This window comes from Altericista sp. CCNU0014 (assembly GCF_044923475.1).
Taxonomy (GTDB): Bacteria; Cyanobacteriota; Cyanobacteriia; order Thermosynechococcales; family Thermosynechococcaceae; genus JAAURS01.
Genome location: NZ_CP137338.1, coordinates 2,435,680 through 2,453,087, shown reverse-complemented (window position 1 = coordinate 2,453,087; position 17,408 = coordinate 2,435,680). Strand labels below are relative to the sequence as shown.

Sequence of the window (17,408 nt, the reverse complement as noted above, 5' to 3'; positions counted from 1 at the left end):
ACAATGCAAGTTATTGTTTTTTTCTGCCGCAGTGGAATGGGGCGGCACGAGGGCGGCTTTTGTTACCAGTCTCGATCGGCGCGTTGCGCATTTTTAGGTTGATTGAGCTGGCAGTGCGGAGTTTGAGAGGCTGACCTTCTATCAAGGGCGATCGCTTTGTCTGCTGTCTCAAATGTATGAGGTCGCCGCACCAGTCTGAAGGCAACCGAAGGGCGATCGCCTAGATTGATGATGGGCCAGCTTTGGAGCCTAAAATAATAGCATCAGGTGAAGGAGCCAGCGATGAGCATCATCATTCCCGACGACGTGCTAGCCAACATCCGTATGACCGAAGGCGAAATCAAACAAGAAATCGCCATTATGTTGTTTCAACAGGAAAAATTCACCCTAGCCCAAGCCAGTCGTTTTGCTCAGATGCACCGGGTTGCGTTTCAACATCTCCTCGCCAGCCGTCACATCCCCGTTCACTATGGTGTAGAAGACCTAGAACAAGATCTTAAAAACCTGCAAGTGCTGGGTAGACCTTGATTATTATTAGCGATACATCGCCGATTAATAACCTTGCGGCGATCGACCATCTCCATTTGTTGATGTATCAATGACCATTAGGCGGGTAAACCAGACTCATCGTATCCCAGGATTTCGTCTGGACTGCGGCGATCGTCGTCGGGCAAGCTTGCGCAGCGAAGTACAATTTCATTTAACCGCTGTCCCAAGGGGCTAAATCTGGGTAGATCGCGACTGGATTTGACCTGCGCTAATGCCTGCTCAACGGCCATCTTGACGGCATTGGTTAAATTCTGCCCAGTCAACTGTGCAAGTTCTTGGGCCATCGCGTGAACCTGAGCGTTTTTAATATTTATTCCCATGAATGATACCTTGGTAGAACTTAGGCTTTATTCTACCAATCTTCGATTTTTCCAATCTTGAGACTGCGGCGTTTCTATGGTCATTGCCAGATGTTGTCCTTACAAAACTGGGCGATCGCCTTTGTTCGGTGGTGCGGATCCCTTGAGTCTAAACCTTCGATACATGGAACTCTTTTGTTGAATGGATTATTTTTCTAAAGCAAATACAGGTATCGACGAAGTTGAAAATGACTGCTCGGTATTATCAATCTGCGAGTCATCTCCAGATTTTGATAGTTACTCTTTTGCGGATACGCATAGCAGCCTTTCAAGTTACTCTCGCTGATTTTTTAAATGTTGATTATTGAAGACCGTATGTGTTGCTAAAGTCTACATCAGTACAGTTTGCTCCATCAAAGTTTGCTTCTGTTAAGTTTGCTCCGTCAAAATTTACTTTTGTTAGATTTGTATCGCTCAGGTCTGCACCACTCAAATTTGCACCACTCAAATTTGCATCGCTTAGGTCTGCACTAGTAAAGGATGCACCAGTTAGCCTTGCACCAGTCAGCCTTGCACCAGTCAGCCTTGCACTACTCAAATTTGCTTCGTATAGGTCTGCGCCATTCAGATCTGCACCGCTTAAGTCTGCACCGCTCAAGTCTGCACCAATGAAGCTTGTCCCTTTCAGGTTTGCATGCATAAGATTTGCTGCTATTAGCTTTGCCTCGATTAGAGTTGCCCCACGAAGAGAAGATGAGGATAGGTTTGCTCTGCTCAAGTCTGCCTCAGTCAGATCTGAACCACGCAGGCTCGCCTTTGTCAGGTTTGCATCTGTCAGGTTTGCATCTGTCAAATTTGTTCCGCTCAGATAGGCTTCTCTCAGATCAGCTCCGGCTAGATTTACTTTTCCTAGATCAACTCCCTTAGTGGTGCAGAAAACTCAAAGGAGCTGAAAGCTTTAGAAGACAGTCACCTTGGCAAACTCAATGCGAGTGTTCATCGCATCTCGCTTCTTGAGAGAGGCATAAGCAGGTGGTGGATTACATCGTGGCAAATATCTCAAGGGTGGCAGCGGTAATCTTTGATAGCACAACTGATTAATCCGTCTTAGCCCGATTTGCAGAAAACTCAATCCCCTGTGAGCATGCCAATCAATGGACTTTAGTGCGCCTTGAGCGATCGTTTCAATGGCAACGCAAATGGCAATAATGGTCGCAGCCGCCAGTAACATCAGCAGTCGGCTTAAAGCATGGGCATCTCTGAGTTTAGAACGAGGCAGTTCAAAGGCGGCAGACTTGTAATCCTTGAAATGGGGTTCAATGCCACCAAAACGTTGACCATATAGCGCGAAGGTTTGCACAGAAGGCGATTTATCTGTAATCACAGCCCAAGCCTCCTGGGCGATGGATAATCGAGCGGTCGCCAAATGACAGTGGATATCTTCAAGAATCGTGACATCAGAAAATAGAAAAGCTTGTTCAGGCTCTGGCAGCAGGTCAGCAACCGACTCGGTTTGAGCATTAGACAACGTGACCTTCAAATCGGATTTAGCGCGAATTGCCCAAGACCATTGATGGCTCCGTAGCCAACGAATTAACTCACCATGCTCAAAGCCTCGGTCAGCCAATAGTGTGATTTGACAATCAGCGGGTAAGACCGTCTCAGCCACATCCAGCACTGAGCAATAGTCCGCAAAAGCGACCGTAGCACTGCCATGCTTGAGCACCTTTTGAGCCAAAGGGAAAGAGCGCCCTCCCCAGGTCAGACAGACCTCTATCAGGCAATACTCATCCCACAGCATGCTTGTATCCAGGGTCAATGTCGTCGCCATGCCCGCCCACGCTTGAAGAAATTGAAGCAGTAATGGAACATAGAATGTTTCTGAGGTGATCTTGGGATTATGAACGAAGTAGCTCAGTCGTTCCATGTGAGAGCGGGCTTTACAACGACGATGACTCAAATAAGTCAGCCAATGGCTTAAGCTGCCACTTTGGGCTTGGAGGATTGCAGCGATGTTTTCAGCAAACACAGTAAGGTGACGTTTATCTTTGGGTGTGACCCATTGACTCAGTTGAGTTTGCAGTTGACGATAGAGTTGAGGGGTTGACATAGGATTGCTCTGAGTTTGGGAACTTAAGCATCACATTGAATGCCCCTCTCTGTCACCTTTGACAGATTTGAATATTGCCTGCTGGTAAGGTCTTCATGACTTTTCTGCACCATCAAGGATCAACTCCACTTAAAAATGCACCGCGTAAATATGCACGTTCGCCCGTTTTTCCATCAGTCATTAGGTATTTTTTGTGTTGATTTAGAACAAATTTTAATTCATCAGGAGTATAGATTCTCATTTGTAAATCGCCAATATTGTATTAGGGATTCCTTTTGACTTAGTGGTGCAGAAAACTTTTTTCATTCTCATAATAAACAGTATGAACGATTAAAATAGAGGCTGAAATCCAATGTCATCGTTCAAATCTTGGGACTTTTCCGAGATTTTTATTTTGTCTATAATCCTTTATTTATAGGGATTTCGTTAGTTTTCTGCACTACTAAGCTTTAACCTCTTTGTTCTGAACTCTCAATAAATGGAACTTTTTTGTTGAACGTTGGCTATTTCATTGTGCCGTGTGGTTTTACATCACTAACCCAAGTATTTTTTTGATTTCAGGGTTGTAATCAGCACTTCGCCAATTTTTAGCTGACTTAATTTGCTGAATTGGATCCGGTAAAAATTCTATAACCCCGCTGAGGTTAGCACCTAAAATATCAGCTTCGCTAAGTGTAGTAGCAAAGAGGTTTACGCCTCTGAACTCAACTCTAGTAAGGTTAGCATTGCTAAGATCAGCGGCACTGAGGTCAGCACCGATTAGATTTGCACCGATAAGGTTAGCACTGCTGAGGTCAGCCCCTTGGAGGATTGATCCGCTAAGGTCAGCCCATCTGAGGTCAGATCCACTTAAGTTTGCACTACCAAGAATTGCATTCTTGAGGTTAGCTCGGATTAGGTCACTTCCAGAAATATTAATACCTACTAAAGGTACTCCATCCTTACATAAGTCTTCTAATGCTTGCTTTCGCGCATAACTTGTAGGGACGTTTGCTGCATTATCAATAACTTGCCAAGCCTCATAATGTTTTCGTGCTTTTCGGTCTGGAATCTCTTTGAAATATAGACTGACTGCTGCAACGACAGCGAACGACTCGGCGCTCTGAAGCAGTATACTCGCTCCGTCGCATACTAATTTGTTGTATTCAAATAAAAGTCCTGATGTGTTGCATTTTGATTTATGGTTATTGTCTTCATGAACAAAAAGAGACAAACACACAATCAGACCGACTACTGCACTAACAAAAATCCAGGTGGGAATAGACAAAAGAAGTTTTTCGATTTTATTGAAAGGTTGTTTGCGTCTCATTAGGTAAGTTAAACAACTATGTTTTCTCCGTAAGTCTAGATTATTGGCAATGTGTGATATTGGCAGCAAATCCTACATAAGCTGTTTAGCCTGGATTATTCCCCAATCGCCAGAACACAGATGGAACGGCACCCTCCAAAAACAGACTGTTTTTTAGGCAAATCGCCAGATTGTTTGGTTGGCATAGATTTCGAGGATTTTCCAAAATCGTCATGAATAATGCAGGTTAGGCCAAACTAGACAATAGCATTCAACGAAATGAGTTATTTTGTCGAGAGTGCTGAAAGACCCCCTATATAGCATCAGGCTTTGCGGCCTGTTGCTAGCGGCGAACTTTCGACAAAACGATAGGCGATAGAAAATACTTGGCGGGGCATGAGGTGGAACGGCAGCTCGCGGCGATCGCGGGGAATTGGGAAGAGAGAGGCGATCGCTTTCCGTTCAGATTGCGAATGCTTGTGGGCGATCGCTAGCGCTTTCAGAGCGACGATGTACCCAGAGTGCGCCACATTAAAGAGGCGTATCGACCGACGGCAGCTTTTGCGGCACCAGACAATAGCCCATCGCCTTCATAATAGAAATGACATTTCCAAGGCGTGGATTGCCATCCATAGATAAAGCCTTCTGTATCCCTTGTCTCGTCATACCCGTGCTTTGCGCTATATCGCTGATACCCCGCACGCGCGCAATAACGCGCAATGCCGCCAGTAAAGCTCCGGTATCGTTATCTTCTGCAAAATCTTGAAAAATTTCCGTTAGATAATCGTCGATCTCGTCAGGATGGTCGCGAAAATACCCCTCCGCGAACTCATCGAGGGTTCTAAGCTTTCTCACGGTTTTTATACTCCTTCCAATAGACTTTAGCGGCCTCAATATCCCGACTTTGACTATCCTTGTCGCCACCGCAAAGAACAACGACCATGTTTCCAGCCTCTTCGCCAAAATACACTCGATATCCAGGGCCAAAGAATATGCGTAACTCGGAAAGCCCATCGCCTATCGGTTTAACATCTCCGTAATTCCCTTGCTGAACCCGAAATAGACGGCTAATAATTCGCCGTTTGCCTTGTTGGTCGCGCAGGTTGTCCATCCACGCCTGAAACGGTTCATTTCCGTCTTCATCCGCGTAAAAAACAACCTGTTTAGGATTTACGCCCTGAGTCAAAGTCCGTCCTTACCTCGTTGCCTAGTATAGCCAACTATAGTAGGCAGACACATCGAACGCAACAGGATGAACTGGGCAAAGACGTGCGATCGCCACAGTTAAGGGGAGTTGGGAAGAGGGAGGCGATCGCCCTTCCTTTACGTACTCATCGCAACCTGTTGAAAAGGCTCCCCTCTTGATGCTGAGAAATCTGGATAATGACCTTTCGATCCAGCTTTCTTAAAAAGCTAAATAGCCTGCCTTCGGAGAATAAATGATACTTTCCCTGCATCAGATTAGAGACCTCTGGCTGCTTGATCTCCAGTAAAGTCGCGATATCCTGCTGTTTGAGACCCCGCTCCTTCAAAATTTGCCGCACCGAATAGCCAAGCTGAGTGCGAGTCAAGAGTTCATCCGCATCCTCAAGATTCATATCGGCAAAAACATTGCCGCTGCTTTCAACATAGTCATGGGTAGATGTATCGCTCACGATCGTGCCTACAAGACTCAAGAAACGGACATCGTGGATGGGTGTAATCAGAGCTTAGCGGTTAGGACAGGTCGTCTGCGCGATCGCCCAGCTCAAAGCAGCCCATCCATTAACTGCATCACCTGAATCGCCTCCTCAGACAGCATCAAAGGCTCTGTCCCTTCAATCTGATGCTCTAAAATCCCCTTCAGCGAAATCAGTTTCAAGCTGTTTTCCGCCAAGGTTTGGGCTACGGGTTGCGCCGCCTTGAGATAGCCGATCGCCCCAATATCCGCCAACGCCGCCCGTCGGAGCTGAAGCTTATCGCCCCCAAGCGCCGCAACCAGGCGATCGCCATAGCTGACATCCCCCGTCAACTGATACATTGCCCGCGCCGCCGCATACTGCACTAACTCCATGGAATGTTCTAGAAACGGTTCCACAACGGCGATGGCCGATCTCTCCCCCAACGTCCCCAGCGCTTCCAACACCGCATCGTAGGGTTGGGCCAAATGGGGGCAATTTGGAATCGGCTGCGCTGCCGCCACCCCGCCATCGAGCAGCGCGATGAGTTTCGAACTGCAAGCGCGATCGCCCAGCGCGCCCAGAGACTGCGCCGCCGCCTCCCGCACATAGTAATCAGAACAGGCCAAACACTCTATCAACGCCGGCACCGCCCGCCCATCCCCCAACTTGCCCAACGCCCGTGCCGAATTGCGTCGGAGCGGATAGCCGCCCTCCGGCGTGCGATCGGATTCATCTAGCAGGGTTGCCACCAGCGCATCTACCGCCTCCTGTGTCCGAACGCGAAAACGGCCCAACCACCAAGCTGCATAATAGCGATCGCCGGAGTCCGTGCCCTTGAGATTGGCGATCGCCTGCTCTGTCGTGAGGGGCCGATCGGTCGGGGCGATCGCGTCTTGAAAATCTTCGGATGGATCTAACGTTGTCATGCGTTCAACCTAGGGCACCGTCTGTTGCAAAATCAAGGGTCTAAATCTGCCCGGCGATTTCCCGGGCAAAAAAAGAGTGCTGCTCTTATATAAAGGAGCAGCACTCTTAAATTAGTTCAAAGACTAACGCTAAACAATTGCCATAGCCTTAGCTAAGGGTATTGATTGCGTAGTCGATGTAGGAATTGGCTTCAGTGGCAGAGTCGCCGCTAAGACCGTGGTTGGCTTTGATATACTTCAGCGCTTCCACATACCAGCTGGGAGACAGTTCGAAGGTGCTGTTGATTTCAGCCAAACCAGCGACGAGGTAGTCATCCATGGGACCCGTACCGCCTGCAACCAAGCAATAGGTGATCATGCGCAGGTAGTAACCGATGTCGCGAGCGCACTTTGCCTTACCCGTAGGGGTAGAAGCATAGTTGTTGCCTTGCATTTGGGTGGTGTACGGGAATTTTTGGTAAACCGCGTTTGCCGCACCTTCGGCCAAAGAAGAAGCCTTAGCAGATAGCGCTTTAGCAGCTTGAAGGCTAGGAGCAGCTTGACGGAAGCGACCAAACGCAACTTGGAGTTCGGTGCTGCTGAGGAAACGACCTTGAGAATCGGCAGCGGAAACGGCTTCGGTTAATGGAGTTTTCATTGGATTGCGATCTCCCGTGTGGGTATACAAAAATGGTTTAATTCGTCAAAGGTTCGCATCAATTGAGACCAGATACGAACGGAGGCCATTTAGCCAACAGCGCTAGCAGCGCGGTCGAAGTAGGTTGCAACTTCAGCCATCAGCGCGCTGCAGTCCCCTTGGGTAATGCCAGCTCTGTCGTTGGCAATGGCGATCGCCGCTTCCTTCATTTTGCCGACGCCAGTCGCGACCGAAGCGCCGGGTACGCCCAACGCCAAGTAGGTTTCGCGCAGGCCGTTGAGGCAGCGGTCATCCAATACGCTGGCATCGCCCGTGAAGATGGCGTAGGTGACGTAGCGCAGAATGATTTCCATATCGCGCAGGCAAGCAGCCATGCGACGGTTGGTATAAGCGTTGCCGCCAGGCGAAATCAGTTGAGGCTGCTCTGCAAACAAAGAACGCGCTGCGTTCGCAACGATGGTCGAAGAGTTGCCCGTGATGCGGTTGACGGTATCGATGCGCTTGTTGCTGTCTGCAACCATTGCAGCCAGAGCGTCGAGCTGAGAATCGCTGATGTACTCACCCCGAGCGTCAGCCTGGGCTACAACCTTGGCAAATGCGTCTAGCATGTCTTGAGTCTCCTATTGGCTTGGATGATGATGAGTCTAAATTCAGACGCGTTAATATTAATCTGACGATTAATGTCTGACGGCCCGAACTAAGCGGCACGAACAAAACGGTGTTGAATCTCGGAATCTAAAACCCGCGAATCCCCGGAGGAATTGTTAAATTCTGTAAAGAATCAAACAAATCTAAACCTATGTGTTAAAGCCTCAATGTCTTGAGGGGCGGGAGTTTCAGATTGGCGCGAACCGCTGTTACGTCCCTTATGAATCACTTTATACATTTTGGGGGAGAGAATCCCATTTCAATTGTCAAAATCTGTCATTTTTTAACAAAACGCAATAATCCTGTCATAAAAGTCATGGGGTCGAGCGGATCCAAAAGTCGCGGATTGCTTTGTGGGCGAGGAAAGCCTGCGATCGGCGCCGGTTTACGCGGATAACGGAAAGGTGGCGGCAATGGTCCATCCGAAAAACAGCGCGCTGGCGATCGCGTAGCTCCAGGGATTTCGAACTCGAGCGCCTGTATAGGACAAGAGGGCCAGCACAATTGGAATAATGGGAACGATGAGGGCTAAAAAGCCGAGCTGCGGTACCAGAACGATCGTGATGCTCAGCCCTCCCGCGAGGGCGACGCTTTGAGCCAGCCAGCCCAGAATCTGCTGGGTTCGGGTTGCGTCGATCTGTAGAATGCCTGAAGCTAAGAACCAAGGAAAGCAAGCAAAGGCTAGTACTGGCCAAAGTTTTAGACGCGCTGGGATGAGCCACCACTGCAACCAAGTCTCCTGGGCCATTGCGCCAAAGGCAAGCCAAAGTAGGCCAAACAGTAACACGCCTAACCCTAGGGATTTAAGGGAGGGACGCGGAAAACGAGAGAGTACGCCGCACCAAGTTAAACCCGCTACAAACATCCAAAGCCCCAGCGCTCCGCCTACGAGTAGCCCTCCAATGCTTGCGAGCGATGTTTGCCAGCTGATAAAAAAGATGATTCCGGCAGCACTCAAAGGTGCGATTCCGAGGCCCACCCAACTTCGCCCAGGGCGATGCTGGATAGGGAGATGGGAGCGGACTTGTTGCAGCCATGGCGATAGGGCGCTCAATAACAGGATCCAGCTCAGCAGATGGAGTCCGTACCAGACCATGCGTCGATCTCTAAAACTAGAGGTTGAGGTTTGTTCAAAGGCGGCGTCGAACCAATCGAGAGCAGCTTGATGACTGCGATCGCTAAACAGAATCAGAATGTGTTCGACATGGGGAATAATGACCTGCGATCGCCCCTTCCCTTCCTTCAGATTGGCGTTTGGCCCGCCTGCATCCTGTAAAAGCTGGGCAGATTGCTGCACAAACGGTCCTTCCCATTCCCCAGCTTGGAGCTGAAGATTGCGCGGTGCACTGGGCGTTAGCGGCGCATGGATTGGGGAGACCGCGACGACTGCCGCTATTGACGATCCTTCCTCCGCTCCAGCGGTCATGACTGCGCCGCTGCCCATGGAGTGACCTAGTAACCCAATCCGATTGGGATCGACTTCGGGTTGCGCCTTGAGTGCGGTTAAGGCCGTATTGAGATCTTGCTGAAGACGATCTTGGTCTAGTGGTGCTGTATTTGCCCCATGACCGTGAAAATCGAGCAGTAAGACGCTATAGCCGTTGTGGGCCAATGTATACCCATACCCCAGCATGAGTTGTTTAGACCCTGCAATGCCATGGGCCACGACAATGCCGGGTTGAGGTTTGGCTCCCTTCGAGGTCATAAACAGCATCGGTACGCTGTTGTGAGGAATAGCGCGCACCTCTAACCCTGCGCTGAGATTGGCTAGCCCGAACCAGGCGATCGCCATGAGCGCAAAGGCTAAAACGAATCCAAAAGCTCGCTTGCTCAAGATCGATACCTCCTCTCCCCTGCTGACAAACCGACAATTCTACCTAACCCGTTGGCTCCAAGGAGCGGCGATCGCCGATTCCGATTGGCTTAAAGGGTAGAAATGTTATAACTGAATGTTATAACCATCGATTATTCCATTGTCTGTCAGTGCCATGGCTCGCAAAACCTATAAAGCGTCTTGGGCGAAGATTGGAAACTCTTCAGGGTATCGTCTGAGCGGTAGCTTTTTTAAGGAAAACCCTCAGTTTGCCGAAGTCGGGGGTACCGTTCAGGTGATTGACGCCGACACCCTCTTGATCCGCAGAGCGACCCAACCGCAGCAAGAACAAGATGAAGACGAGTTAATGTTGAGTCTTTTCTTGGATTTTTTGATGCGGCAGTCGTTAGCGAATCCTTCAGAGATTGAAGTCTATACCGAAGCGATGGCTGCTGAAGACGACGAGCTGATCGCTGGGGTCGAGCTTGATGCTCGTTAACGGTTGGCGGATCTACTTTGTAAAACGCCTTTTTGGGCAACAGCGCCGAGATTTGCAGGCAGAAGTGCGCCAGCTCAAGCGCAGCCTAACGCCGGAGAATTATCTCAGGCATCCATCGGTCAAGCTTTATGCCGCCATCATGACGGCGATCAAAGAGAAAATCCCGCTCGATCCTTATGCCTCACATTTTGCGCTCACCGGATCGCTCAAAAAGTACGGTCGCGTTAAGAAAATGGGCTTGCCAGAACGGTATCGCCTGTTTTTTCGGGTGCTGAAGACGCCAGAGCAGAATGCGATTTTTATTCTCTGGCTGGGATATCCGCGTAAAGAGGGCGATAAAAAGGATTGCTACGCTGCCTTTAGCCGCATGGTCAACCGAGGCGATTTTCCAGAAACATTGGATGAGCTGCTGTTGCTGAGCGCAGACGATTAAGCGCTTTGGGTATGGCTCCATGCAAATAAGCCCTCAAGAACCCGCTACAGTAATGACAGCCTATGCGTCGTTTTCCTGCTGCATTGTTCTAAATTTTTAATCCGATTAAATCTTGTTATGGCGAAGCCTACCCAACGTCCCTCAAGTCCGAACTTCTCCTCCGGTCCCTGTGCCAAACGACCGGGCTGGAGCGTCGAGGTCCTCAGCAACGCGCTCCTCGGTCGCTCCCATCGTTCGCGTGCGGGCCGCGATCGCCTCAAAGAAGTCATCACCCGCTCCAAAGCCATCTTGGGCATTCCCGACTCCTACCTGTGCGGCATCGTGCCCGCCTCCGATACGGGTGCCGTCGAACTGGCCCTGTGGTCCTTGTTGGGAGAGCGCGGCGTGGATATGGTGGCCTGGGAAAGCTTTGGTTCGAGCTGGGTCACGGACGTGCAGAAACAGCTCAAACTCAGCGACTGCCGTACCTTCAAGGCCGACTACGGCGTTTTGCCCGACTTTGGGCAAGTGGACTGCGATCGCGATGTGGTCTTCACCTGGAACGGCACCACTTCCGGCGTCAAGGTCCCCAATGCCGACTGGATACCGGATGAGCGCCAGGGGTTGACCATCGCCGATGCCACCTCGGCAGTGTTTGCCATGGAGATGCCCTGGTCCAAACTGGATGTGGTCACCTGGTCTTGGCAGAAAGTGATGGGCGGCGAAGCGGCCCACGGGATGCTGGTGTTAAGCCCCCGCGCCGTGGAGCGGCTGGAGCGCTATACCCCCGCATGGCCCCTGCCTAAAATCTTCCGCATTACCAAAGGCGGCAAGGTTGACAAAGCCATTTTTGAAGGCGATACCATCAACACCCCCTCCATGCTCTGCGTCGAAGATGCCTTAGATGGGCTCAAATGGGCCGAATCCATTGGCGGGTTGTCGGCGCTGCTGGGGCGATCGCGCTCTAATCTTAAGGCGATCGAAGATTGGGCCGATCGGACGGATTGGGTGGACTTTCTGGCCGTCGAGCCGATGACCCGCTCCAATACTTCCGTGTGTCTCAAGGTGGTGGATCCTTGGTTTGTGGCGTTAACCGTAGAGGAACAGGCTAAGGTCATTAAAAAAATGGTGGGACTGCTCGAAACAGAACAGGTTGCCTACGATATTGCCTCTTATCGGGATGCGCCATCGGGTCTTCGGATTTGGGGCGGTGCGACGGTCGAGCTAGAGGATATCGAAGCTTTGCTGCCTTGGTTGGATTGGGCTTACCACGAGGTCAAAGGTTAGGGATAGGGAAGGCGATCGCCTGAAGTAGAAGCCCTGCTAAGTCAGAAGTTTTGGGGACACTAGGCGATCTCCCTACCGCTAGCAATCCAGCGAGATTTGAGAAGCTGTGGCGGTAGGGTGGATGTCTAATTTTTCTGGAATTGGCAATCATTGACAATTATTGACAATTTCGTTATGAATAGACGTAGTTCGCAATAGGGGCATCCTATGACGCTCAATATCAATCTGACCCCGCAATTGGAAGACATGGTGCGCCAAAAAGTAGCGGGCGGTCTTTACAACAGCGCTAGCGAGGTTGTGCGCGAAGCCTTGCGGCTGATGGAGGCGCAAGACCGTTTGCAAGCAATCAAGCTCGAACAGTTAAGACAAGATATCCGCGATGGGATCGAAAGCGGCGATCCGACGCCGTGGAATGCGGATGAGATTAAGCAAGAAGGACGCAAACGCAGAGCTGGACGGCTGAGCGGTAGTGTTACAGGTGCGTAAATGCCTTTGATTGTCAAACTTGCTCGTGCAAAGGCCGATCTTGCTGAAATTTGGGATTATATTGCCGATGACAGTGAAGCCCAGGCTGATGCTTTCATTGACACGATAGATCGAAAACTGCGTCTTCTGGCAGAGCAGCCCAATATTGGGCGTGTGCGTAATGAACTGGCGGCAAATATGAGGAGCTTTCCGCTGGGTCGTTATGTAATTTTCTATTGCGTTATACCCAGCGGCATTGAGGTTGTTCGGGTGCTGCATGGTGGGCGTGACTTAGAGGCGATCTTTCACCCTGACGATTAACATCTATTCCAGTGCCAACTAGGCGATCGCCCAGGGTTGGAGCGATGACCAATCTTTGTAGATTACGGGAACATCTTAGACAAGCGCAGGTGCAGCAGCAGCGATCACCACGAATAGGAGGCTTTGGTCGGTGAGCTACCTTTGTTCAGAACAATGAGAACCTGGAGATAACTACAAGGAGGCTTAGTTTTAGCAACGGACAAAAAATGGCTGCTAAGGCTAAAAAGGTTGTGAGTTAAGGTTTTCAGGGAGTATCTGTTTAAGATGGTTGATTAAATCTTAAGCTCATTCATATCAATACTTGTAAGGCTTTAAAATTCTTTTAGATTTTACGACTCTTCTAGGACTGCTATAGTATTCAAAACAATATTGATAATCTAGAGTTTTAGCCTCCATAACCGCATTGTTTTATCCCAACTGCCGCTTACTAATAAGGACTCAATAGGCGATATATCAAGGCTATAAACGCCATTTTTATGACCTTGAAATGTAAGTTGAGGCTCAAAATTCTTCAAATTCCATACGATTATTGTTTGATCATCTGCCCCACTAATCAGATACTTTCCATCTGGGGTAAATTTAACTTGCCAAATAGCAGCTTTGTGATGTGTTAAGCAAGCAAGGCATTCTCCGTCTTCGACGCGCCAAATAAAAATAGATTGATCCCAACCTCCAGTGGCTAAAATTTTCCCATCAGGACTAAACTTAACGGTAAATATTCCACTTTTATGACCATTAATAATCTTGGTATTTTTGCCAGTTTCTATATCCCAAAGTCTAATTGTTTTATCATCAGAAGCACTTGCTAGAATTGGATTGAAAGGATGAATATCCATTGACCATACGGAACCTTGATGTTCGTTCAAAGTCCGTATCATTGCACCGCTTGAGATATTCAAAAATAATATGCTTTGATCCCAACTCCCACAAGCTAAAGTGTCGTTATCTATAAATACCAAACTGAATATGCCATGTTTTTGAATACGGGTAATTTCTTTTACTAATGTGCCTGTTTTTGGGTTCCAAATTTTAATAAATGTATCCTCACCTGCGCTTGCAATAAGATGACCTGCTGGACTAAAATCAACAGCACGTATTTCAGCATCATGCGCTTTAAATTTAAAGCGCTGAATGTAGTTTTTCCCAGCATCATATGTTTTCCAGATTTGAAGTGTATTGTCATCACTGCCTACGGCAATGAAAGACCCATTTGAACTAAATCTTATTGAGCGAACAGTCGCGTTAAAATCTCGATTGAGAATACCTCCAACTTCATCGATAGTGAGTTCAACACACCTACGAAAAAGAGATCCTAAAATCTCCTGGTTTTTAAGGCTTACAACTGAATATTCATGAAAAAGAACGTCGCATTCTTCTAAAATATCTTGAGAGTTCTTTGAGTCTAAACTTTCGATAATACTATCTAAATTTGTTGTGTCAGTTTTATTGAATTCTTGGGAAATATCTAATTCTATATGATTTAATAAATCTATTTTCGAAGTTTTTGGTAAGTTGCTGCTATTGATAAAGATCCACAGTATATAGTCGCGTACGTTGTCATTGCTAGGTTTTATGTCAGAAACATGAGCTAATAAATCTTCAATATTGTCTTTGGAAAGAGCTTCTGTCAAGTCACTAAGTCTGTCAAAATCTAAAGTAACTTCATCTTCCATCTTTTCTAGAAGTTCTATTAGACTTATTTGACCATCGTCTGCCAATGCTTTTTCTACTCCATCGCATATAATTGAATGAGTTGAAGTATTGGGATTGTTGCTGTGAATAATATTTTCTAATAAAATTACAATCTGTTTGCCGATAGTTGAACGAAGTGTTTGGTTAGTTATGCCAGGTTTGAGAGCGATCTCTGATCCTAGGACATTTGCTAAAAATTCTGTGTCTATTTGTCCAAGTTTTTCTAAAGTCTGTAGTAAAAATTCGCTTGCTTTTCGAGTGTTGGATAGGCTTCTCAAGTCAGACAATGAAACTGAAATTTTTATGGGGATAAATTTAATGCGTTTTGTTATATAAATATTTTTAGATGCCATTTTGGAAATACTCTCGATTTTGAGAACGTTTAGTTTTAGTAAATAATTATTTATATAGGTGTCTGATCGTGAAGTAATATCAATCTGTAAACCAACGCCCGAATCTTTGGGTAGCCCCTTGGAAAAGTTCTCGAGCTTTTTCCTGAGTGACCTCTAGAATCTGCCCTGTCATTTCGCCCGAAATCGCCATTGCGGCTTGTCCACTCCCCATCCATTGATGGATTTGCTTCTTAAACTCGTGAGGCATTGCTGCTTGAACTGACTGAGCTAGTTGAGATGACTGTTCGCCTAGCCACCCCGCACTCTCGGCAACAAACTGTTGAAGTGCTTCACTGGTGGAACTGGTAAAAACTTTGATCTGATCGGGCGTTGCTCGATCTACAGTTTCAATAATTTCTTGACGCTTTGCTTCATCCAGATTGTCCCAAACCTGCTTTGTAATAATCCCAACCCCAGCCACGGCAATTACCATCCCACCCGTAGAAACTGTTGCCAGGATGGCACTGCCTGTTGCCATACCACCTCCTCCAGCCGCAACTGCGCCACCTCCTAGCCATGCCATTGCAGCGTTGGTTGCTGCTGCTCCGCTCAGTGAGCCAATTGCAGTTCCAGTAGACGCGGCTGCTCCTATCGCCGAGGCAATGCTTACAACCGTTCCTGCAGATGCCCCCCCGATCGCCATCGCTCCGCCGACGATCTCTGCAACCCCGAACTTGACTGAACCGCTTTGAGTAGAATAGCTACGCCCAGTCACCATAAGTGTGGCCCAGTGCTCACAGTTGAATTCTGTTAGGTGGTAGCGAGGTGGAGTGTTCCCTGCTAGAGATTCCTTAAATGCCCGAATATTTGCCTTGATCTGTTCCAAGGACAATGCATTCCCCCTTACCTTGACCACTTCCCAGGAAAATCCATCAATGAGCTTTACTTCAATGTTGGACTCCGTTGTCCAGCCAACAGTCCGGTTCTCAGCTAGCACAACGGCATAGTGCGCGGCAAGGCCATGACCATGTTTAACAATCTGTCCCGGTTGAAAAATTGGCATGATTTTACTCCAGCAAAGCATCCAGTTCATTTTGTAATGTTTGCATCTCTGCTGAGGAAGCAGTTGCACTCGCAGATGAGGCACCCAGTAGATCCCAGGGGTTAGTTTTGCAATGCGCTTGTCCTGCCTGGACACCGACGACCGCACCTCGTGCCGCTGCTTTTACTGACCGCACGATGTAGTCCTTATATTCGGGTGTGAGTTCAACCCAGATTGCCTGCAAAATCGAGGCACTGAAGAGAACTGCACCTAGGGGTGGAATCAGCAGAACTACCATCGTCACCATCCCTGCTGTCACAGCACGCGGCCCCACTTGGGCTACCGCTTCCTCTAGACTCTGCTCTCCCTGGAGAACCCGTATCAGAGCTGGCACAGCTTCTGCCCCGACTGCCAGACCCAGGGCAGCAAATCCACTACCGCCAGTTAGGCGCTGGAGAATCTTAATAGCCGCACCGCGCAGAAATCCACTGCTTAATGCTTCCAAAGTTGCAGACTGAAATTCCTGCAGAAGCTCTGCTGAAATCGTTTCCTCGTTTCGACAGTAGGCACCAATAAGCTTGATGCTTTGTAGCATGACGGTAATGGTGGCATTGATGACTGCACCGGAACCTCCACCTGCAAGCACCTCGCCACCAAATGCCGCTGTTTCCAGAAGGATTGCTGCTTCGAAAGGATTCTGGGCTACCCATTCTGCTGTGGCTCTGTCGATGGGCATACTCTGAATGCCATCAACATTGATCACCACATTGGCACCATCAATACCCTTATTAGCAGCATCCACCACAATCTGTTGACCCTGGTAGTGGCTAGAGGCTACCTGTTTGGAAACATAATCGATACTGCCCACCTTTGCCTGAATCTCGGCAATGGTTCGACCCACTGCATCTGTCACATAGATATCAGCACCAGACTTCGTGCCATCAGGGGGAATCTGCCAGGCACGATTTTCGCTTCCCGCGAGTCCTGCCTTGATGTTGTAGGCGATCGCCTGAAGATGCTCAAATGCAAAACCGAAGGCTTGAGGATTCTGATTGATTTCACCATCAAGTCTAATCACACCTGCAGCTGGTGTCAGCATTGTCTTAGCACCATCAATGACAGTTTGAGCTGCTGTTGACACATTCTGGGTAACTGCAGGAATCAGACCATCAGTCATATTCTTCAAAAACTCACGCATACCCTGTTAATTTTTACTCCAGACCTATTCAAGACGTTTCTTATACTTAGACGGGGCTTCTCTGAAAATATTCTGTGAGGGTGTGTCGTTTATATCTTTCCCAAAAGCCGCAAATTTTACATCAATTCCTAGTTTGCTGCGACACTCTCGACTTAATGAACCCTTTTGTTGAGAGGGTTTGGGGTAGGGTAAGCGTTTCAGGGATATTTCGTGGGGCAAATTCTCGACA

At 48.4% G+C, this 17,408-nt stretch carries 22 protein-coding genes and 1 pseudogene; 7 read left to right on the top strand and 16 right to left on the bottom strand.

Annotated features, from left to right (window positions below):
* Window positions 1-282: 282 nt before the first annotated feature.
* Window positions 283-528 (top strand): UPF0175 family protein, encoded by a 246-nt coding sequence (locus tag R6H26_RS11965; protein ID WP_404790571.1) that lies wholly within the window; start codon window positions 283-285, stop codon window positions 526-528.
* Between the two features lie 77 nt (window positions 529-605).
* Here the strand turns inward: R6H26_RS11965 and R6H26_RS11960 are convergent, their stop codons facing one another.
* The 13 genes and pseudogenes from R6H26_RS11960 to R6H26_RS11900 form a co-directional block, all read right to left on the bottom strand.
* A complete protein-coding gene (locus tag R6H26_RS11960) occupies window positions 606-869 on the bottom strand; it encodes a type II toxin-antitoxin system VapB family antitoxin (RefSeq protein WP_404790572.1) in 264 nt (87 codons plus the stop codon).
* A gap of 340 nt (window positions 870-1,209) precedes the next feature.
* Window positions 1,210-1,563 (bottom strand): pentapeptide repeat-containing protein, encoded by a 354-nt coding sequence (locus R6H26_RS11955; RefSeq protein ID WP_404791300.1) that lies wholly within the window; start codon window positions 1,561-1,563, stop codon window positions 1,210-1,212.
* A 12-nt stretch (window positions 1,564-1,575) separates the two neighbouring features.
* Window positions 1,576-1,752, bottom strand: a pseudogene (locus tag R6H26_RS11950) (pentapeptide repeat-containing protein); the annotation flags it as partial.
* Window positions 1,753-1,806: 54 nt separating this feature from the next.
* Entirely contained in the window at window positions 1,807-2,958 is a 1,152-nt protein-coding gene (locus R6H26_RS11945; protein WP_404790573.1) for a transposase, read from the bottom strand.
* A gap of 526 nt (window positions 2,959-3,484) precedes the next feature.
* Window positions 3,485-4,267, bottom strand: coding sequence for a pentapeptide repeat-containing protein (locus R6H26_RS11940; protein WP_404790574.1), 783 nt, complete (start codon window positions 4,265-4,267; stop codon window positions 3,485-3,487).
* Between the two features lie 302 nt (window positions 4,268-4,569).
* Window positions 4,570-4,776 (bottom strand): hypothetical protein, encoded by a 207-nt coding sequence (locus R6H26_RS11935; protein ID WP_404790575.1) that lies wholly within the window; start codon window positions 4,774-4,776, stop codon window positions 4,570-4,572.
* A 1-nt stretch (window position 4,777) separates the two neighbouring features.
* Window positions 4,778-5,101 (bottom strand): addiction module antidote protein, encoded by a 324-nt coding sequence (locus R6H26_RS11930; RefSeq protein ID WP_404790576.1) that lies wholly within the window; start codon window positions 5,099-5,101, stop codon window positions 4,778-4,780.
* The gene (locus tag R6H26_RS11925) at window positions 5,088-5,432 is read right to left on the bottom strand and encodes a type II toxin-antitoxin system RelE/ParE family toxin (RefSeq protein WP_404790577.1); all 345 of its coding nucleotides are present in this window, start codon (window positions 5,430-5,432) and stop codon (window positions 5,088-5,090) included. The genes R6H26_RS11930 and R6H26_RS11925 overlap by 14 nt, the downstream gene beginning before the upstream one ends.
* A 145-nt stretch (window positions 5,433-5,577) precedes the next feature.
* The gene (locus R6H26_RS11920; RefSeq protein WP_404790578.1) at window positions 5,578-5,901 is read right to left on the bottom strand and encodes a helix-turn-helix domain-containing protein; all 324 of its coding nucleotides are present in this window, start codon (window positions 5,899-5,901) and stop codon (window positions 5,578-5,580) included.
* A gap of 92 nt (window positions 5,902-5,993) precedes the next feature.
* A complete protein-coding gene (locus R6H26_RS11915) occupies window positions 5,994-6,833 on the bottom strand; it encodes a HEAT repeat domain-containing protein (RefSeq protein ID WP_404790579.1) in 840 nt (279 codons plus the stop codon).
* Window positions 6,834-6,981: 148 nt separating this feature from the next.
* Complete coding sequence (gene cpcA / locus R6H26_RS11910; protein ID WP_404790580.1) at window positions 6,982-7,470, bottom strand: phycocyanin subunit alpha; 489 nt, start codon at window positions 7,468-7,470, stop codon at window positions 6,982-6,984.
* Window positions 7,471-7,559: 89 nt separating this feature from the next.
* Window positions 7,560-8,078: a phycocyanin subunit beta gene (locus R6H26_RS11905; protein ID WP_404790581.1), complete on the bottom strand. Its 519-nt coding sequence runs from the start codon at window positions 8,076-8,078 to the stop codon at window positions 7,560-7,562.
* Window positions 8,079-8,503: 425 nt separating this feature from the next.
* Window positions 8,504-9,910, bottom strand: a complete 1,407-nt coding sequence (locus tag R6H26_RS11900) for an alpha/beta hydrolase (RefSeq protein ID WP_404790582.1) — start codon at window positions 9,908-9,910, stop codon at window positions 8,504-8,506.
* Between R6H26_RS11900 and R6H26_RS11895 the strand changes: the two genes are divergently transcribed.
* The 6 genes from R6H26_RS11895 to R6H26_RS11870 all read left to right on the top strand — a co-directional run bounded on the left by R6H26_RS11895 (window position 9,909) and on the right by R6H26_RS11870 (window position 12,915).
* The gene (locus R6H26_RS11895) at window positions 9,909-10,052 is read left to right on the top strand and encodes a hypothetical protein (RefSeq protein ID WP_404790583.1); all 144 of its coding nucleotides are present in this window, start codon (window positions 9,909-9,911) and stop codon (window positions 10,050-10,052) included. The two genes, R6H26_RS11900 and R6H26_RS11895, sit on opposite strands and share 2 nt — an antisense overlap.
* A 54-nt stretch (window positions 10,053-10,106) precedes the next feature.
* Window positions 10,107-10,430, top strand: a complete 324-nt coding sequence (locus tag R6H26_RS11890) for a hypothetical protein (protein WP_404790584.1) — start codon at window positions 10,107-10,109, stop codon at window positions 10,428-10,430.
* Complete coding sequence (locus R6H26_RS11885; protein WP_404790585.1) at window positions 10,420-10,863, top strand: type II toxin-antitoxin system YhaV family toxin; 444 nt, start codon at window positions 10,420-10,422, stop codon at window positions 10,861-10,863. The genes R6H26_RS11890 and R6H26_RS11885 overlap by 11 nt, the downstream gene beginning before the upstream one ends.
* A 117-nt stretch (window positions 10,864-10,980) precedes the next feature.
* Window positions 10,981-12,129 carry a phosphoserine transaminase gene (locus R6H26_RS11880; protein WP_404790586.1) on the top strand — a complete coding sequence of 383 codons (1,149 nt, stop codon included), beginning with the start codon at window positions 10,981-10,983 and terminating at the stop codon, window positions 12,127-12,129.
* Between the two features lie 207 nt (window positions 12,130-12,336).
* Window positions 12,337-12,615 (top strand): type II toxin-antitoxin system ParD family antitoxin, encoded by a 279-nt coding sequence (locus tag R6H26_RS11875; protein ID WP_404790587.1) that lies wholly within the window; start codon window positions 12,337-12,339, stop codon window positions 12,613-12,615.
* Complete coding sequence (locus R6H26_RS11870) at window positions 12,616-12,915, top strand: type II toxin-antitoxin system RelE/ParE family toxin (RefSeq protein ID WP_404790588.1); 300 nt, start codon at window positions 12,616-12,618, stop codon at window positions 12,913-12,915. It abuts the gene before it with no gap.
* 377 nt (window positions 12,916-13,292) lie between these two features.
* On the opposite strand, the gene R6H26_RS11865 is transcribed toward R6H26_RS11870, so the two are convergent.
* The 3 genes from R6H26_RS11865 to R6H26_RS11855 all read right to left on the bottom strand — a co-directional run bounded on the left by R6H26_RS11865 (window position 13,293) and on the right by R6H26_RS11855 (window position 17,158).
* Window positions 13,293-14,960 carry an alpha/beta hydrolase gene (locus R6H26_RS11865; RefSeq protein WP_404790589.1) on the bottom strand — a complete coding sequence of 556 codons (1,668 nt, stop codon included), beginning with the start codon at window positions 14,958-14,960 and terminating at the stop codon, window positions 13,293-13,295.
* A gap of 79 nt (window positions 14,961-15,039) precedes the next feature.
* On the bottom strand, window positions 15,040-16,002 hold the full coding sequence (locus tag R6H26_RS11860; RefSeq protein ID WP_404790590.1) for a hypothetical protein: 963 nt from the start codon (window positions 16,000-16,002) through the stop codon (window positions 15,040-15,042).
* Window positions 16,003-16,006: 4 nt separating this feature from the next.
* Window positions 16,007-17,158, bottom strand: a complete 1,152-nt coding sequence (locus R6H26_RS11855; protein ID WP_404790591.1) for a hypothetical protein — start codon at window positions 17,156-17,158, stop codon at window positions 16,007-16,009.
* Window positions 17,159-17,408 lie beyond the last annotated feature (250 nt).

Coding starts and splice junctions, on each gene's coding strand:
- R6H26_RS11965 (WP_404790571.1), top strand. CDS start 283: ATGAGCATCATCATTCCCGACGACGTGCTAGCCAACATCCGTATGACC.
- R6H26_RS11960 (WP_404790572.1), bottom strand. CDS start 869: ATGGGAATAAATATTAAAAACGCTCAGGTTCACGCGATGGCCCAAGAA.
- R6H26_RS11945 (WP_404790573.1), bottom strand. CDS start 2,958: ATGTCAACCCCTCAACTCTATCGTCAACTGCAAACTCAACTGAGTCAA.
- R6H26_RS11940 (WP_404790574.1), bottom strand. CDS start 4,267: ATGAGACGCAAACAACCTTTCAATAAAATCGAAAAACTTCTTTTGTCT.
- R6H26_RS11915 (WP_404790579.1), bottom strand. CDS start 6,833: ATGACAACGTTAGATCCATCCGAAGATTTTCAAGACGCGATCGCCCCG.
- cpcA (WP_404790580.1), bottom strand. CDS start 7,470: ATGAAAACTCCATTAACCGAAGCCGTTTCCGCTGCCGATTCTCAAGGT.
- R6H26_RS11905 (WP_404790581.1), bottom strand. CDS start 8,078: ATGCTAGACGCATTTGCCAAGGTTGTAGCCCAGGCTGACGCTCGGGGT.
- R6H26_RS11895 (WP_404790583.1), top strand. CDS start 9,909: ATGAGCGCAAAGGCTAAAACGAATCCAAAAGCTCGCTTGCTCAAGATC.
- R6H26_RS11900 (WP_404790582.1), bottom strand. CDS start 9,910: ATGGCGATCGCCTGGTTCGGGCTAGCCAATCTCAGCGCAGGGTTAGAG.
- R6H26_RS11890 (WP_404790584.1), top strand. CDS start 10,107: ATGGCTCGCAAAACCTATAAAGCGTCTTGGGCGAAGATTGGAAACTCT.
- R6H26_RS11885 (WP_404790585.1), top strand. CDS start 10,420: ATGCTCGTTAACGGTTGGCGGATCTACTTTGTAAAACGCCTTTTTGGG.
- R6H26_RS11880 (WP_404790586.1), top strand. CDS start 10,981: ATGGCGAAGCCTACCCAACGTCCCTCAAGTCCGAACTTCTCCTCCGGT.
- R6H26_RS11875 (WP_404790587.1), top strand. CDS start 12,337: ATGACGCTCAATATCAATCTGACCCCGCAATTGGAAGACATGGTGCGC.
- R6H26_RS11870 (WP_404790588.1), top strand. CDS start 12,616: ATGCCTTTGATTGTCAAACTTGCTCGTGCAAAGGCCGATCTTGCTGAA.
- R6H26_RS11865 (WP_404790589.1), bottom strand. CDS start 14,960: ATGGCATCTAAAAATATTTATATAACAAAACGCATTAAATTTATCCCC.
- R6H26_RS11860 (WP_404790590.1), bottom strand. CDS start 16,002: ATGCCAATTTTTCAACCGGGACAGATTGTTAAACATGGTCATGGCCTT.
- R6H26_RS11855 (WP_404790591.1), bottom strand. CDS start 17,158: ATGACTGATGGTCTGATTCCTGCAGTTACCCAGAATGTGTCAACAGCA.